General features: G+C 48.6%; 10 protein-coding genes. 8 read left to right on the top strand and 2 right to left on the bottom strand.

Going from position 1 to position 17535, the window contains the following annotated elements; translation table 11 throughout:
* Nucleotides 1-83: 83 nt before the first annotated feature.
* The 3 genes from A4E54_RS06155 (at nucleotide 84) to A4E54_RS06145 (ending at nucleotide 7950) form a co-directional block, all read left to right on the top strand.
* Entirely contained in the window at nucleotides 84-5681 is a 5598-nt protein-coding gene (locus A4E54_RS06155; protein WP_240083724.1) for a DUF7948 domain-containing protein, read from the top strand.
* Nucleotides 5682-5686: 5 nt separating this feature from the next.
* Nucleotides 5687-6148, top strand: a complete 462-nt coding sequence (locus tag A4E54_RS06150; RefSeq protein WP_240083723.1) for a hypothetical protein — start codon at nucleotides 5687-5689, stop codon at nucleotides 6146-6148.
* Nucleotides 6149-6822: 674 nt separating this feature from the next.
* Nucleotides 6823-7950, top strand: a complete 1128-nt coding sequence (locus tag A4E54_RS06145; RefSeq protein WP_240083721.1) for a Ser-Thr-rich GPI-anchored membrane family protein — start codon at nucleotides 6823-6825, stop codon at nucleotides 7948-7950.
* A gap of 266 nt (nucleotides 7951-8216) precedes the next feature.
* Here A4E54_RS06145 and typA read toward each other — a convergent pair whose 3' ends face one another.
* On the bottom strand, nucleotides 8217-10028 hold the full coding sequence (gene typA / locus A4E54_RS06140; RefSeq protein WP_286725060.1) for a translational GTPase TypA: 1812 nt from the start codon (nucleotides 10026-10028) through the stop codon (nucleotides 8217-8219).
* 101 nt (nucleotides 10029-10129) lie between these two features.
* Here typA and A4E54_RS06135 point away from each other — a divergent pair, with 101 nt between their 5' ends.
* The 5 genes from A4E54_RS06135 (at nucleotide 10130) to A4E54_RS06115 (ending at nucleotide 14384) form a co-directional block, all read left to right on the top strand.
* Complete coding sequence (locus tag A4E54_RS06135) at nucleotides 10130-10702, top strand: 3'-5' exonuclease (RefSeq protein WP_240083720.1); 573 nt, start codon at nucleotides 10130-10132, stop codon at nucleotides 10700-10702.
* Nucleotides 10703-10985: 283 nt separating this feature from the next.
* On the top strand, nucleotides 10986-12338 hold the full coding sequence (locus A4E54_RS06130; RefSeq protein ID WP_240083719.1) for a cytochrome ubiquinol oxidase subunit I: 1353 nt from the start codon (nucleotides 10986-10988) through the stop codon (nucleotides 12336-12338).
* 14 nt (nucleotides 12339-12352) lie between these two features.
* The gene (cydB, locus tag A4E54_RS06125) at nucleotides 12353-13384 is read left to right on the top strand and encodes a cytochrome d ubiquinol oxidase subunit II (protein WP_240083718.1); all 1032 of its coding nucleotides are present in this window, start codon (nucleotides 12353-12355) and stop codon (nucleotides 13382-13384) included.
* Nucleotides 13385-13579: 195 nt separating this feature from the next.
* Nucleotides 13580-13960, top strand: a complete 381-nt coding sequence (locus A4E54_RS06120; protein WP_240083717.1) for a desulfoferrodoxin — start codon at nucleotides 13580-13582, stop codon at nucleotides 13958-13960.
* Nucleotides 13961-14105: 145 nt separating this feature from the next.
* Nucleotides 14106-14384 (top strand): TM1266 family iron-only hydrogenase system putative regulator, encoded by a 279-nt coding sequence (locus tag A4E54_RS06115; protein WP_240083716.1) that lies wholly within the window; start codon nucleotides 14106-14108, stop codon nucleotides 14382-14384.
* Nucleotides 14385-14468: 84 nt separating this feature from the next.
* Here the strand turns inward: A4E54_RS06115 and A4E54_RS06110 are convergent, their stop codons facing one another.
* Nucleotides 14469-17534, bottom strand: a complete 3066-nt coding sequence (locus tag A4E54_RS06110; RefSeq protein ID WP_240083715.1) for an AAA family ATPase — start codon at nucleotides 17532-17534, stop codon at nucleotides 14469-14471.
* Nucleotide 17535: the final 1 nt, after the last annotated feature.

The raw sequence follows: 17535 nt of genomic DNA, 5'->3' as shown, positions 1-17535 counted from the left end.
GCTGTAATATGGTCATTATATCCAGCAAGTTCCGGACAGGCAATACCGTCAGCTTTCGGCCATTTTAGGCTAGCGGAAACAACATGGAGCTTAGGGTAAACGGAAAAAATGTTGAGAAGGTTTTTACCGTACGTCCTGGTGCGGAAGTTAATTTAATAAAACTCAGGTTGGAAGGCGCTAACTCGCTCAATGTAAATGATAAAGGAGAATTAGAGGTAGGGACCGGACTTGGTGTGGTATCTTTTACCAGTCCCATAGCTTATCAGGATAAGGGCGGTAAAAGAGAATATGTAAAGGTGACTTATCATATAGAAGAGAACACGTATGGTTTTACAGTGGGTAATTATGATAAAAAAGTTCCTTTAGTCATTGACCCCTTGCTTGCTACTACTTTCCTCGGAGTTTGTGATACCATCAGTTCTATTAAATTGGATGATGCTGGGAATATCTATGTGGCGGGATCGACATGCTCCGACTTTCCTGTAACCGCAGGGGCATATGATACAAACTATACTTATGGTGTCGATGGCTTTGTCGCAAAGTTTGATGCCAGTCTTAGCAACCTAATGGTGGCCACTTATATTGGGAGCAATTTGGGGGATTACATTGCTTCTTTAGCAATAGACGATGGAGGAAATATATATATTGCTGGAACTATCACATACGATGGATATCCTTATGAATTGCCCATTACCTTTCCTATAACCACCGGGGCATATGATACAACTTATCATTATGGAGAGAGCGGAATATCTGATAGTTTTATCTCAAAGCTAGACCCTAGCCTGAGCACTCTATTGGCATCCACTTTAATCGGTGGATGCACAGATGATGAAATTACTGCTTTAGCGATAGATCATGAAGGAAACGTTTACGTGGCGGGATATACGGGCTACGATTATCCAACTACCGCCGGGGCGTTTGATACATCGCCTAATGGTGATTGGGGGGGAGATGGTTTTGTTTCAAAGCTTGACTCTAATCTGACTTCTCTTTTGTCCTCCACCTTAATCGGTGGAAGTGACACCAGTGATAACATTACAGATATAGCAATAGATGGCACTGGTAATATCTGTATTGCAGGTCATAAAGGGTCCACCGACTACCCCACAACTGGCGGAGCGTACGATACATCTTATAATCTATATGGAGATTGTTTTATTTCAAGATTTGACTCGGGACTGCATAATCTTTTAGCCTCTACCTTCATCGGCGGAAATAATTCGGAAAGAAGTGCTGATGTATCTATTGATGGCGCTGGTAATGTTTACTTGGCAGGAAGTACAAGCTCTACTGATTATCCTACTACTACCGGAGCATATGATACATCTTGTAATGGCGGGTTTTTTTATGGAGATAGCTTCGTTTCAAAACTTGATGCTCAACTTGACACTCTTTTAGCATCTACTTTTATCGGCGGAAGTAGCCAGGAATGTACGACATCTTTTGAAATAGATGACAAAGGTAATGTCTACGTTGCAGGGTTTACTGGGTCGGCTGACTTTCCAACCACTGAAGGGGCCTATGACACAACTTTTAATGGCTTGGAAGATGGCTTTATCTCAAAGCTTGATACTAACCTGAGAACGCTTTTAGCTTCAACTTTGATTGGAGGAAGTAGTTATGATAATTTAAATTCTTTAGCGATAGACAATATTGAGAATGTTTACGTGGGTGGAGATACACTTTCTGCCGATTATCCGGTCACCTCAGGCGCATATGATACAACTTTCAATGGCATTACCAATTGTTCTGGTTCTGCATGTATTTCGAAACTCAGTTTTATTGAAACATCAACCATCTCCGAGGATGCCCAAAGCTATTACCAGACATATGAGCCTGGGCAAAGGCAACAATCACTGGTGCTAGAACCCATAGACGCAGCTACCGGTGCGCACATGGTCCAAGAAGTACTAACCAGAGTTGACGGCGCTATACCCATCACCTTTAACCTGAACTATAACTCCTTGATGCTGGCCAAAGGCCCTTTAGGTAAAGGCTGGGGGCATAACTACGAGACCTGGCTTGATCCACAGCAGGACGACAGCGTTAAACTACACTGGACCGCCAACCGCTGCAACACCTTCAACCCTGCGGGAAACAACCAGTATACCTCCTCTGACCAAGCCTGCAGAGTGGACCTGTTGGTTAAAAATACCGATGGTAGCTATGACCTGACCCGCAAAGACCAGAGCGTCTACAGATTCAATACTTCAGGGAAGCTGACGCAAATTCTCAATGGGCACGGCCAGTCAATCAACCTTTCCTATGACGGTTCCAACCGGCTGCAAACCATCAGCGAGCCGCTGTCGGGAAGAAGCCTGAACCTTACCTACAACACCGGCAGCCTCATAGCCGGCATAACCGACAGCCTGAGCCAGCAGATAACATTGACCTACGATTCCAGTCATAACCTCACCGGCATTACCTATCCCGATAATAAAACCACAAGCTTTACCTATGATGCAGACAACCGGATTCAATCAGAAACTGATGGAGAAGGCAAACAAGTATTCTATGATATCTATGATGCACAGGGAAGAGTAGTACAACAAAAAGACGGCTTGGACCAAACCAGCACCCTTCAATACGATGCCTTGAGTCAGCCCGAAAAATTAATAACCACTATCATTGGTAGAAACGGCCAGAGTAAACAATACATCCACAACCTCAAATATGAACTGGAACAAGTAATAGACGAACTGGGTAACACCACCGCCTACACCTATGACAACGACGGCAACCGCACCAGTGTCACCGACGCGGCCGGCTATACATCCATCATGACCTATGACAGCCGGGGCAACCTGCTAACCATTACCGACCCTGCCAATCATACTACCACCATAACTTATGATAATAAAAACAACCTGACCAGCATCACCAATGCCGACAACAAAACCACCACCTATACCTATGATACCAATAACAACCTCACTTCCACCACCGACGCGTTAAATCACACCACTAATTATAGCTACGACACCAATGGCTTGCTAACCGGCAAGACCGCCCCCAGGGGAGGCCAGACCACCTATACCTACGAAAACGGGATGCTTAAAACCGTCACCGATCCGGCTGGAATAACCCTCACCTATACCTACGATAACGCCGGCCGGGTAACAGCCGTCACCAATGCCGCCAATAAGACCAGCACCATCACCTATAATGCCAGAAACAACATCATCCAGACCAGAAATCCATTAAACCATACAACCAGCTTTACCTATGACAGCAACGGCAAGCTGCTCACCAAAACCGACGCCAGGGGCAACACCACCACCTACGCTTATGACGCCAACCTCAATCTGACCAATATCATTGACGCTCTCGGCAATACCACGCGATACCAATACGATCCCGAAGGACGGATCACCGGGATCACCGATGCCAGGGGCAATACAACAACAGTAGCCTATGACGCCAAAGGTAGACAAATATCCATAACCGATCCCCTGGGCAATACCAGCAGGATTGAATATGACGCGGTAGATAACATTACCGGAAAATACGACGCCTTAAACAAAAAAATAGCCACCATCAGCTACGACATCCTGCATAACCCCTTAACCATAAGCGATGCTTTAGACAATAGCACCACCAACCAATACGACAACCTGAGCCGCCTAATCAGCAGCACCAACCCATTGAACCAGAACACCCAGTTTGTCTATGACGACTTGGGCCGCTTGACCCAGACTACTGACCCCATGAATGCCACAGCCAGCCAGCAATTTGACAGTGACGGTAACCGTACCACATTGCTCGACCCGTCTAACAACACCTTGAGCTTTACCTACGACCTGGCAGACAGACTAACCAGCGTCTCATCCCCCACCGGCTCCCAGCAGTACGCTTACAATATATTAGGCTACTTGGCCGGCTGCACCAACGGTCGGAACCAAACCAGCACCTGCCAGTATGATGATGCCGGCAGACTCACCAGCAGGACCGACCCGGACGGGACCATCTCATATACTTATGACAATAACGGCAACATCCTCACCGTAATCGACGCCAGCGGTGCCATTACCAGGGTATACGACACCTTAAACCGTATTACCGGTTATACCGATAACAGAGGTAATAACATCCAATATGCCTATGACCAGGTGGGTAATTTGACCAGATTGACTTATCCCGACGGCAAACAAGTCAACTACACATATGATCCAACTAACCGCTTAACCAGTGTAACCGATTGGGCAAATAGAACCACCACCTATAACTATGATCCCAACGGGAGATTGACCCAAACCAACAGGCCGGACGGTTCTATTGAAACCAGGCGCTATGACGATAGCGGGCGCATCACTCAGCTAAAAGATATCGACAGAAACAATGCCGTCATCAACCAGTACGACTGGGTCTATGATGCCGGCGGCAATATCACCACCGAATACAGTCAAAATATCCAGCAGGATTTTAACCTGAGCAACGTAACCATAACCTACACCACCGACAACCGCCTGGCCACCTATAATGGAGACGCGGTTAACTATGACGCGGACGGCAACATGACTACCGGTCCGTTACAGGGAACCATGCAAAGCTTCACTTATGATAGCTGCAACCGCTTGACCGTGGTAGGGAGCACCTATAACACCTACGATGCCGAAAACCAGCGGATTGCCTCGACCATCGGCGGCCAGCAGACCAGGTATGTGATCAACCCCAACACCGCCTTGAGCCAGGTGCTGGTAAAAACCGATCCCAACGGGATTAACACTTACTATGTGTATGGACTGGGACTCATTGGCGAAGAATCCGGCGACACCTATAAGTCCTACCATTATGACTTAAGAGGCAGTACGGTAGCTTTAAGCAATATTAGTGGAACCATTACTGACAAGTTCCAGTACGGGCCTTATGGAGAGTTGCAAAGAATTTCGGGTAACAGCTCCACGCCATTCCTGTATAATGGAAGGGACGGGGTAATAACTGACGCCAACGGCCTCTACTACATGCGCGCCCGCTATTACAACCCGGAGATCATGCGGTTTATGAACCGGGATGTGCTCATCGGCAGCGTAGAGGACACCCTGAGCCTAAACCGGTATGCTTATGTGCAGGGAAATCCGGTGTTGTCGGTTGATCCTTTGGGGTTATGTGAAAATAGAGGAAGTAGTATTGGGACTTCTATTCTGAATGGAACGCAACTGGCTTTAGATGTTGCAGGTCTTATTCCAGGCGTCGGTGAGGCCGCTGATGCAGCAAACGCTTTGATATATACCGCCAGAGGGGATTATCCAAACGCTACACTATCGGCAGGGTCGATGATACCGTTCGTTGGTTGGGCTGGTACAACAGGTAAATTTATTAATAAAACCGATGCTGTGATTGATGTAGCTAGGGGGGCGGGTAAAGCTGGCAAGACTATTGTATATACCTCTAGAAACGCTGATGATGTTGCACAATATGTTGGTATAACAGATGATGTAGCGCGCCGAGCTGCTGAGCAATTACGGATCAAAGGAATTAATATTGAACCTCTAATGTCAGGACTAAGTAGGAGCGATGCAAGGGCCGTAGAACAAGCTTTAATCGAAACGCATGTTTTGCAAAAGAACGGTGGAACATTAATGAACAAAATAAACAGTATTGCTACTTCAAACCCCAGCTATGCACAGCAACTAGAAAGAGGTTACGAATTACTAAAATCAATTGGTTACGTGGAGTGAAAAAAATGAAAAAAATACAAATAGGAGATGTATTCGAAATAGCTACCTCTAAAGGTAAAGGTTATTTTCAATACATTTATAGCAACAAAACAATTGGCGAGCTAATAAGGATTCTTCCCGGCTTGTATTTAGATAAACCTCGGAACATGATAGCAATAGCAGCGGCAAAAGAAGTATATTTTGTTCACTTTCCGCTAAAAGCAGCATTCAAGAAAGGGATTGTACAGTTTATCGGAAATTACAGCTTACCACAAGACCTAGAATTGCCAAGACAAATGCGGTCAAAAAACGTAGATAAAAACGGTAACCTGATTTGCTGGTACATCGTAGAGTATGATACTTGGCGACGAGTTATTATCAAGGAGCTAACTAAGGATCAAAAAAAACTGTCGCCGTGGGGGATATGGAATGATACCTTGCTAATTGAAAGGCTAGCAGAGGGTTGGACTCCTGAGGAGTGGACGTAAAATTAAACTAACTCAAGTAAACCGTTCGAGTGGATAAGTGGAAGATCAGCAAAGCTGCAAAAGCCTGCTGGCCTTTTTGGGGATTGGTATGAAGGGCAAGGGGACAGGTTCATTGTCCCCCGCACCCGCTATTACAACCCGGAGATCATGCGGTTTATGAACCGGGATGTGCTCATAGGCAACATACAGGACACCCATGAGCCTGAACCGGTATACATATGTGCAGGGAAATCCAGTGTTGTCGGTTGACCCTTTGGGGTTGTGTGAAAATAGAGGAAGTAGTATTGGGACTTCTGTTCTGAATGGAACGCAACTGGCTTTAGATGTTGCAGGTCTTATTCCAGGCGTCGGTGAGGCCGCTGATGCAGCAAACGCTTTGATATATATACCGCCAGAGGGGATTATCCAAACGCTGCACTGTCGGCAGGGTCGATGATACCGTTTGTTGGTTGGGCTGGTATAATAGGTAAATTTATTAATAAAACCGATGCTGTGATTGATGTGGCTAAGGGGACGGCAAAACCATACGAGGAGTTTAAGCGATATATCATTGTCTCCGAACGTTTTAAAACATTTTTGTAGCCAACGGTTTCACGGATACTCTTTTCACCAAGTGTAAACGTCATGAAAAACATAAAATTCAATTGTTAACAAACAACTAAAGGGGTGAAAAAATGTTAAAATCCAGTTCTTGCGTAAAAATGATAGTTTTTTTACTGCTCATTTTTCTATCTGTATCTTTACATGCAAGTGCGGCAGTTTATACTTATGATGCCCTTAACCGCTTAACCTCAGTAACCTACCAAAATGGCCAAAAGATAGACTATACATATGATCCCGGGGGCAACATGCTCAGTGTCAGCCACCATTCATCATCGGATACGACCCCGCCAACTGTTAAGAATACTAATCCTGCTGATGGCGCCACCGATGTATCCGTAAGCGCATCTGTATACGTTACCTTTTCCGAAACGGTAGTTGAGGACGTATACTTCAAAGATATCAACATCAGAGATACCACTGACAATTCAGTAGTCAACTATATATACAGTATTAACGAAGACATGCTCACTATTGATCCCATAAGTGACTTTAGCAGCAGTGTAACTTACGCGGTTTATGTCCCCGCTGGTACTGTAAAAGATAGAGCCGGCAATTCTATGGAAAATGATTATGTCTTTACTTTTACAACAGTCGGGGAGCATACAAGCGGTTTCACCCTCACCATCCCCAACGGCGGTGAGAACTGGCCGGCGGGAGCAACCAAACAAATCACCTGGAGCTACGCTGGGGAAGGATGTCCGACAGACGCCAGGCTGTCCCTATACAAGGGCGGCGTATTTCAGAAAGTCATAGCAGGGAGCGTCACGCCGGAATCAAGGACATACAGCTGGACAATCCCCGGCAGCCAGGCAGCCGGTAACGACTACCAGATCAGGATCACCAGCAACAGCGACACAAACGTTTACGATCTGAGCGACGCCGCCTTCACCATCAGCAAGCCAATCACCCTCACCAGCCCCAATGGCGGCGAGAACTGGCTGGCGGGAGCCACCAAACAAATCACCTGGACTTACGCCGGGGAAGGATGTCCCACAGACGCCAGGCTGTCCCTATACAAAGGCGGCGTATTTCAGAAAGTCATAGCCAGTAGCGTCAGCCCGGAATCCGGCACATACAGCTGGACAATTCCCGGCAGCCAGACAGCCGGTAACGACTACCAGATCAGAATCACCAGCAACACCGATACAAACGTTTACGACCTGAGCGATGCTAACTTTACCATCAGTTCGTTACCTTAGTTTGCTTTGATACTAAGGTAGCACGGATTCTCTCGTATATTTTATGAAGTAAATTGTGTGGGGTACTACTCCTACCGCGGGAGTGCTTCCTCCTGGTAGAGGTAGTACCCCAGTTTCGAATAACCTTGAATATGAGCCGCATCGAAAATATACAGGATCGTATATGGAGCGCCTGATTGCTTCCTAGCTATAGCTAAATTCTCTAGAAAAAATGGATTCAGACTAAAGCGCAAAAATTTCTAGTTCAAAAGAGCGAACTTAATTGTTTATAGAGACCGATAGCCTTTTATGCTTTTCTGGCGATCGTGCTTGCTGAGAACTCTCTTGCGTAACCGTAAGCTCTTTGGGGTGATCTCCAGCAACTCGTCACCGCTGGTATACTCCAGCGCTTCTTCCAGGCTGAACTGCCTGGGTTCGTCCAGACGCATGGCGGCCTCGGCGGTGCTGGACCGGATGTTGGTCAAGTGTTTTTTTTTGCAAACATTAACTTCAATATCTTGTTCCCGGGAGTGCTCCCCCACTATCATACCCTCATAAACCTTTGTCCCGGGAGAAACAAACAAGACGCCGCGGTCCTGCGCGGAATGCAGGCCATACAGACTGGCCTCACCTGATTCAAAAGCGATCAGCACCCCCTGGTAGCGCCCCTTGATGTCACCTTTATACGGCTCGTAGTCCATGAAAATATGACTCATCACCCCGTGGCCTCTCGTTTCGGACAGCAATTGGGAGCGCAGGCCGATAAGCCCTCTGGCCGGTATTTTAAACTCCAGCCGGAGCTGGTCCTGGCCAAGTGAGGTCATATTTACCATTTCTCCTTTTCTGGCCCCTACAAGTTCCATGATCACGCCTGTCTTATCTTCGGGAATATCTATCGTTAAAAGTTCGACTGGTTCCGTCAGCCGGCCCGCGTCCCACCGGTAAATCACCTCTGGCTTGGAGACCTGCATTTCGTAACCTTCCCGGCGCATGGTCTCAATTAAAATCGACAGGTGCAGCTCACCACGGCCGCTGACTTGAAAAACATCCGGACTGTCGGTTTCCGCCACCCGCAGGCTGACGTTTTTCTCCATCTCTTTGAACAGCCGGGCCCTCAGATGGCGGGAAGTCAGGTGCTTGCCGTCCTGGCCGGCGAAAGGACTGTCGTTAACCATAAATGTCATCTTCAGGGTTGGTTCGTCCACTGTAATGGGCTCCAGCTGCTCCGGGCGCTCCTGGCAGGCCACCGTTTCCCCGATCTTGATATCAGCCAGGCCGGAAAAAGCCACAATCTCGCCGCAGGGCGCCTCATTAACCTGCACCCTCTCCAATCCTTCATAAACATATAGATTCCCGATGCGGCCCTGACGCGACACGCCGTCGTGTCCAATCACGCTTACCTGCTGGCCGGCGGCTATCTTGCCGCGCTTGACGCAGCCCAGCCCCATGCGTCCCACGAAGTTGTCGTACTCCGTGTTGTTGATCAGTAGTTGTAGCGGACCGCCGGCGTCGCCGGGCGGAGGAGCTATATATTTGACTATGGCTTCGAACAGAGGCTGCATATTTTGCGCCGGGACAGCCAGGTCGGTGGTGGCGGTCCCTTCTTTGGCCGATGCGTAGACGATCGGAAAATCAAGCATTTCATCATTCGCCTCAAGGTCGATAAAAAGCTCCAGCACATCGTCCACCACCTCAGAAACGCGGGAATCTGTCCGGTCCACCTTATTTATAACAACAATGGGCTTCAGATTTAATTGCAGCGCCTTGCGCAGGACGAACCTGGTCTGGGGCATAGTCCCCTCAAAAGCATCCACCAGCAGCAGGACACCGTTAACCATTTTTAAGACCCGCTCAACCTCGCCGCCAAAATCGGAATGCCCCGGGGTATCCACTATGTTTATCTTGATGTCGCCGTACCGTACTGCGGTATTCTTGGCCAGGATGGTAATGCCGCGTTCTTTTTCCAGATCAAATGAATCCATTACCCTTTCGGCCACCTGCTGGTTTGCCCTGAAAATACCGCTCTGTCTGAGCAGGGCGTCAATCAAAGTAGTCTTTCCATGATCAACGTGGGCTATTATGGCTATATTTCTAAACATGCTGCTGGACGCCAAGAAAAAACCTCCTTCGATTTTCCTTTTAATTGTACCACAAATATTTATGGTATAATAATAATGTAGTATGAATTAGGGAGGCAATAATGAATTATATTGTTTTCGATCTGGAAATGAATAATAAATGGGGAACCAGAATACATGAAATTATTGAAATTGGCGCGGTGAAAATAAATTCTGATATGGAATTGGTTAATGATTTTCAATCCTTTATTAAGCCGAAACTGTATCCAACGATAAGCAAACTAATTAAGAAAAAAACAAGAATAAAGCAAGAATGGATCGATAATGCAAAACAATTGCCCTATGTGATAAAAGAATTTAGGAAATGGATCGGCGAGGAAGAATTCGTTTTATGTGGATGGGGTATTGATGATCTAATTACATTTGAAAGAAATTTTAAAATAAATAATATGAATGAGTTTGAGTATGATTTATTAAAGAATTATTATGATATTCAAAAAAAATTTATTAATATTTATCACTTGTCTAATCAGATATCTTTAGAAAATGCTCTTAAAATGATGAATACTGAACCTAAACATAATATCTGGCATAGAGCAATATTTGATGCTATTAACACTTCTCAGATCTTTGTTGAAATATATAATAAGATAGAAATAAACTTGAATCCAGCCGGGAATCAGAGTACCTATTGACCAATTTGTAGCAAAACTGGTTTTAGCGGCAGCGCTTAAAATGTGTAAATTGTTGGGCGACTTTAGTAAATAATTGAAATATTGGGTATTGCTGGACAGCTTATTATCTTCAGGAGATAATAAGCTGTCTTTTTTTATTGAAATAATTTGGTCCTGTGGAGAATAGCAAGAACCACTAAATAGGTTTTATAATCTCTTTAAGGGAAAAGAAAAGAAGAGCATTTTGACACGTCATTAGAAATGGAGGCTTTTATTAAATTGAGTAAAAGGGGGGACAGAAAACATGGATGCGCTTTTACTGGCGAGGTTGCAATTTGCGATTACGGCCATGTTTCACTTTCTTTTCGTGCCGCTAACCTTGGGTCTTTCTATCATTGTCGCTGTGATGGAAACCAATTACGTCAGGACCGGAAATATACAATACCTCAAAATGACCAAGTTCTGGGGCAAGCTGTTCCTGATCAACTTCGCCTTGGGAGTGGTCACCGGGATTACTCTGGAATTCCAGTTCGGCACTAACTGGGCCGAGTATTCCCGCTACGTTGGGGATATATTCGGCGCTCCCCTGGCCATTGAGGCTTCGGTAGCCTTCTTCCTGGAGTCTACATTCATGGGAATCTGGATTTTTGGCTGGAAGAAGATATCGAAAAAAGTTCATGCCGTTGCCGCCTGGATGGTGGCCGCCGGCTCCAGCCTGTCGGCGCTGTGGATTCTCACCGCCAATGCCTGGATGCAGCATCCGGTGGGTTATGTCATCAACAACGGGCGGGCGGAACTGGTGGATTTTGCCGCGGTGGTGCTATCCGGCTACGCCTGGTCAAAATTTCTGCACACCGTACTGGGCGGCTACCTGGTGGGAGCATTCTTCGTAATGGGAGTGTCCGCTTACCATATTTTGAAGAAAAATCACCTGGAATTTTTTAAAAAATCGTTTCGAATTGCCGCTGCCTTTGCCCTAATGGCCTGTCTGGCGGAAGTTGCCGTCGGGGATTGGCACGCCCGGGAGGTGGCCAGAACCCAGCCCACCAAGTTTGCTGCGATGGAGACCCTCTGGGAAACCCGGCAAGGTGCACCCATCTATATATTCGCCATACCGGACGAGGCGACAGAACGAAACACAATGGAAATCCTGCCGTTGCCCAACATGCTGAGCATGCTGGCCACGCACGACCCGCACGCTGCGGTGCAGGGATTAAAAGATTTTCCGGCCAGCGAACGACCGCCCGTGACCCTGACCTTTGTCAGTTTCAGGTTAATGGTAGGGCTGACCGCGCTGTTTATTCTCCTGTCCGCACTTGGGTATGTTTTTGCCAGAAAGGAAACGCTGGAGAAAAAAACCTGGTTCCTGAAAATCATGCTTTTTTCCATACCGCTTCCCTATATAGCTTGTCAGCTGGGCTGGCTGGTGGCGGAAGTAGGCCGGCAGCCGTGGATTGTTTACGGCCTGATGAAAACATCCGACGCGGTTTCTAAAAATATCACGGCAGCACAGGTGACTGCATCTCTGGCAGGGTTTGCAATTTTCTACGGCTTATTGGCAGTGGCCGACATTTATTTGCTGGTGAGGTTCTCGAAAAATGGCCCGGCGGAAGAGATGGGGCACAGCGTGCCGTCCGGCCGGACAATAACGGTATAAGGAAGGTGCTGGCAATGGAATTGCAGATACTCTGGTTTGGCCTGTGGGGCCTGCTCTGGGCGGTCTATTTCATGCTCGACGGATTTGACCTCGGAGTGGGCATATTAGCCCCTTTTATCGGGAAAAGCGAGATGGAGAAAAGGATACTCATCAACACCGTCGGCCCGGTTTGGGACGGCAACGAGGTTTGGCTCCTCGCCGCCGGCGGCGTGATGTTTGCCGCTTTTCCCACAGCGTACGCCTACATGTTCAGCTATCTTTACGCGCCGCTTCTGCTCATTTTGTTCGCTCTGATCGGCCGGGGCGTGTCCTTTGAATTCCGGGGCAAGGTCGATTCGGATTCCTGGCGGAAGACGTGGGACATGGCGCTCTTCCTGGGCAGCCTCGTACCGGCCTTGCTCTTTGGGGTAGCCTTCGGCAACATCTTTCAGGGCCTGCCGATGGACGCCCGGGGTTACCACGGGAATCTGCTGACCCTGTTGAACCCTTACGGCCTGCTGACCGGCTTGCTCTTTTTGCTGCTTTTCCTGGAACACGCGGCCATCTGGATTACCGTCAAGACGGAAGGAGCATTAGAAGCCAGAGCCCGGGCGCTTGCGGCAAAGCTGTGGTGGCTCCTGCTGTTGGCAGCCGCGGGGTTCCTGGTTCTTACCGCTTTTGCTACGAAGCTTTATACTAATTTTATGAGCAGTCCGGCTTGGCTCGCGGTTCCAGCCGCTGCCGTACTCGCTTTGTTGTGTATGAAAATATTAATATCCGGGAAAAAGGCTGTGGCGGCTTTTTTCTCCTCCTGTGTGACGATTGTAATGGTCACTTTCACCGGGATCATCGGGCTGTTTCCCAACCTGATACCGTCAAGTCTTGACCCAAGGTATAGCCTGACGGCCTTTAATTCATCGGCCAGTCCGTATACCTTGAAGATCATGACGCTGGTGGTGGCCATCTTTATTCCCATTGTAATTGCTTACCAGATCTGGGCGTATATCATTTTTAAGGACCCGGTTACGGAAAAAGATTTGTATGACCCGGATTCCGGGGCATATTAACCAGGCTTGCCGGACAATCCCCATGCCGATTGCGGCAAAACCATTTTAAGGAGGAGTTATTCTTAAAAAATATTTCGCTTCATTCTAATTGAATACTGTAAATATTTACTGGGAAAGCAGGATTTTTTATTGATTATGTCCAACAATAAATTAAATATTGAGACCACAATTAATTAAGGAAAGAGGAGGTTCACAATGACTGAGCTAATGCAGGTCTGCAAATGTTTAATTTGCGGTAACGTGGTTGAGGTTTTGCATACCGGCAAAGGACAATTGGTTTGCTGCGGCAAGCCTATGGAATTGTTAAAGGAGAATACTGTTGACGCTTCGCGAGAAAAACATGTACCGGTAATTAGTAAAAAGGACGGCAAAGTAAATGTCCAAGTGGGAAGCGCTAAGCATCCAATGGAAGAGAAACATTTTATTGAATGGGTAGAAGTACTTTCTGCAGGAAGAGTTTTTAGACAATTTCTTGCACCCGGCAATAACCCGGCGGTTCAATTTGAAACCGACGGGGAAAACATTTCGGCGAGGGCTTACTGCAACATCCACGGGCTCTGGAGATCCGGGTCTTAATGATACCGGAACCATGCCTTATTTAGCGGAGGAGATGAGCTCCGTGTATTCCCTCCGTTTCCATGACGTATTGCTTGTCTCCGTTTCGGGCTAGCCGAACGACAATGGCTATGTTAAGTAATGAAATTAAAAGGGAGGAAGGTTTATGGAAAAGTATATTTGTATTATTGGTATTTTAGTTAATCAGAAATCAGAAAATGCTCCCAAGGTACAGCAAATATTAACGAAAAATGGATCATTAGTATTACATCGCAGTGGAATTCCTTATTCTAAATGTGATCGTGGCATTATAAACCTGACGGTAGAAGCTACCCCCGATGAATTGGATAGTATAACTAAAGAGCTTGGTAGTGTTAAGGATATTGTCGTTAAATCGATGATATTAGCTGATGGTGCCGACAAATTACAAATATGTAATTTGTAAAGCGGTATTTACTGTTTCCGTACTGCAACAAAGCTATTTAAGTGAGTTGCTAATTGTTTTACGTATTTCAATACTCGACTTGAATTAAGACAATTTGAAGCAGGCCACGCTGCCCCTGTCAGTTGGCCGGATTTCCAACCTGGCGTCGATCCGTTCTTTGAGTTCAGGCACATGAGAAATAATTCCCACCAGGCGCCCTGTTTTTTGCAGGTCGATTAAAGCCCGCAGGGCAAAGTCCAGGGACTCCGGGTCCAGGGTGCCGAAGCCTTCATCCACCAGAATCGTATCCAGGTGAATGCCGCCCGCGTAGGACTGAACCACGTCGGCCAGGCCGAGGGCGAGCGAAAGGGAGGCCAGGAAAGTCTCCCCGCCGGACAGGGTCGAAACGCTGCGGGCCACACCGGTGTATGTGTCAAAAACCTCCAGCTCCAGACCGCCGGCCGTGTTCCTGCGGGTCCGGTCCAGGGTGCGCTGGAGGTGGTAGCGGCCGCGGCTCATCAGCTTTAACCGTGCCGTCGCGGCGATTGTTACGTCATCCAGCAGGGAGCCCAGGACAAACCGCTCAAAGGTCAAACCGTATCGGTTCCTGCCGTTGGCCACTTCAGAGAGGCGTCCCAGGATGGCGTAACGGCTTTCCAACTCCTTCAGGGCACTTTCAGTTGCTTCTATTTTCTTCAGCCATTCGGCCTCCCGGCTGGTTTGCGACTGTAGCTGCGTTTCCAGGGCCAGAGCCTGTTTCCACTCATTTTCCGCTTCTGTCAGGTCTGCCGTCAGCTTATCCGGCTCGGGTTCACTCAGGCCTTCCGCCGCCTGAACGGCACGTTTCAGGCGGTCCGCGGCCGCGCGCCGGTTTTCGTCATATTCTTTGATTTGCTGCTCTACCCTTTGGAGCCACCCTTGCGTTTTTTTCGCGTTTTCATATTCATTTATTGTTGCAAAACCTGCCGCCGCCAGTCTTTCCTGGAAGGTTTTCTCCGCGGCCGCGGCGCGTTTGTTTGCCGCCTGCTGCGCCGCCAGGGCTTCCGCCGCGGCGGTCTCAGCCTTGGCCAGCGCCTGATTTGCCTCTTCCGCTGTTTGCCTGGCCGCTTCAAAGGCGGTCAAAAGCTGCGCCCGCCTCTTCCTGGCGGCTGCCTGTGCCTGAAGTAAAGACGATGGGGCGCGGAGGTGTTCAGGGATGGATGATTCCCTGTCCCGCACCACCGCCTGGCTTGATTCGAAGGCTATTTTTGCCTCTTGATAAGACCTGCCGGCCGATTCGAGCTGTTTGACGGCGGAATTTTCCTGCTGTTTGAGCTCATCCAGTTCTTTATTGATAAGAGTGGACATTTCTACGGCCTGCAGCGCGTTTTGCCACAGTTCCCTGGCGTTATCGGCGGCTGCGCGGAGGACGGCCGGACTGACACCCGCTTTTTCCCCCAGTTCCTTTTCCAATTCTTCAATCTTGCCGTTCATGGCAGCCTGCCTGGCAATAATACTGTTCAGCTTATCCCGCACTTTGTCGCGTAAAATTTCAAATGAAGTTACGGCTTGCTGTTTTTCCTTGATTAATTTTTCCGAAGGCAGCGCCGCTTTACTACTGGCGGGGGCCGGATGCTCAAGTGAGCCGCAGACAGGGCATGGCGAGCCTGCCGTTAAGCGGCCGGCCAGGATGGCGGCCTGCCCGTTGTTCCAGTCCTCTTGCAGCCGGGCGAGTTCTTGCTTTGCCGCGGCGAATTTGTTTGCCGCGCGCGACAGTTCTATACCGGCTGCGTCAACTTCCCGCAAGATTTTTGACAGGTCCTTGCGCAGGCCTGCAAGGGCAAGCCCTTTCTGGCTGAGCTGCTCGGCCGCCCCGCATATAGTTTCCAGCGCGGCGGCTTGGGCGGCGTGGCTGGAAGCTGCTGACAGTTCCTTGGATTTTTCCTCAATGGAAGCCTTGATAGCGTTCAAAGATGATTGAGCCATGTTTTGATTAGTTTCCGCCATCTGCAATTCTTGTTGAGCGACGGTAACTTTTTTACGGGCTTCGGCCAGCGCGGCGACTTTCCCGGACAGTTCCTCAAGCCGGGTTAATTCGCGGCCGGCGGCTTCACGTTCCGGTTCTTTCGCCAGTTCTTCTTTCAGCTTCTTTTCGGCGCTTTCCTTTGCTTGCAGCAATGCCTCTTTGCTCTGGAGCTTGCTCCGGTGAGACTTGGCTGCGTCGAGTGCTTCCTCCCGCCGGGTGCGCATGGTTTTTTCCACGTCGGCCAGGCTTGCGGCCTGGCGGGCTTTGGCCAATTCCACTCTTCCGGCTTCAATTGCCCGCGCTTTGGAGTCCAAAGCCGCCACGGCAATTTCAGCCTGCTTTTTTTCGGTCAGCTTTTCCAGCGCCTGTTTGCCGGCATTCAGCCGCTCCCGCGCAGCGGTGACTTTTTTTTGGCTTTCTTGCACCTGCTTTGCCGCTTCTCCCAACCGGATTATGTGCAGATTGTGCCGCTCGCTTAGTTCTTCCCGTGAGCTGGCTTTTGCTTCCTGCAAAATCCATGTCTTTTGGGCGGTAGTTTCCTCGAAATTCTTGTGCAGCGCTTTTGCGGATTGTTTTAAGGATTCTTCAACGCGGCGGTAATGTTCGGTGCGGAAAAGAGTTTCCAGGATGACTTGACGCTCACCGGAATTAGCGGTCAGGAGTTTATGAAATTCTCTCTGGGGAAGCATAACCACCTGGCGAAATTGGCTGCTTTGAAAACCGAGCAGTTTTTCCACGGCTGCTGTGACTTTGCCCCAGCCGTTCGCTAAGACAGCTCCTTCCGCCGCGTCGCCGACGAGTCCGGTCCGTTTCCACAAGGTGGCTTCCGCGCGCATGGTTGTCGTTCCTGCACCACGCTTTTTCGGCCGCTCTTGTTCCGGGTTGCGCTTGACGCGGTATATTTCGGCACCTACGGCAAAATCGAAAGTGATTTCAGTGACAGCCGACAGGTCGGCATGGTCGCTGCGCATCTGCCTGCCTTCCCGCTCCGCGCCGCTGGTGTCTCCGTACAGGGCGAAACACATGGCGTCAAGAATTGTGGTTTTGCCGGAGCCGGTCGGCCCGTGAATCAAGAAGAAAGAACGGGAGCCGAGTTCCGTAAAGTCCAGCGCCTGAGTGCCGGCATATGGGCCGAAAGCGCTTATCGTCAGCTTTAATGGTTTCATT

Origin of the sequence: Pelotomaculum sp. PtaB.Bin117 (assembly GCF_002067195.1) — a bacterium.
In the GTDB taxonomy this organism is placed as follows: Bacteria; Bacillota; Desulfotomaculia; order Desulfotomaculales; family Pelotomaculaceae; genus Pelotomaculum_D; species Pelotomaculum_D terephthalicicum.
This window is presented reverse-complemented; position numbering and strand designations above follow the sequence as displayed.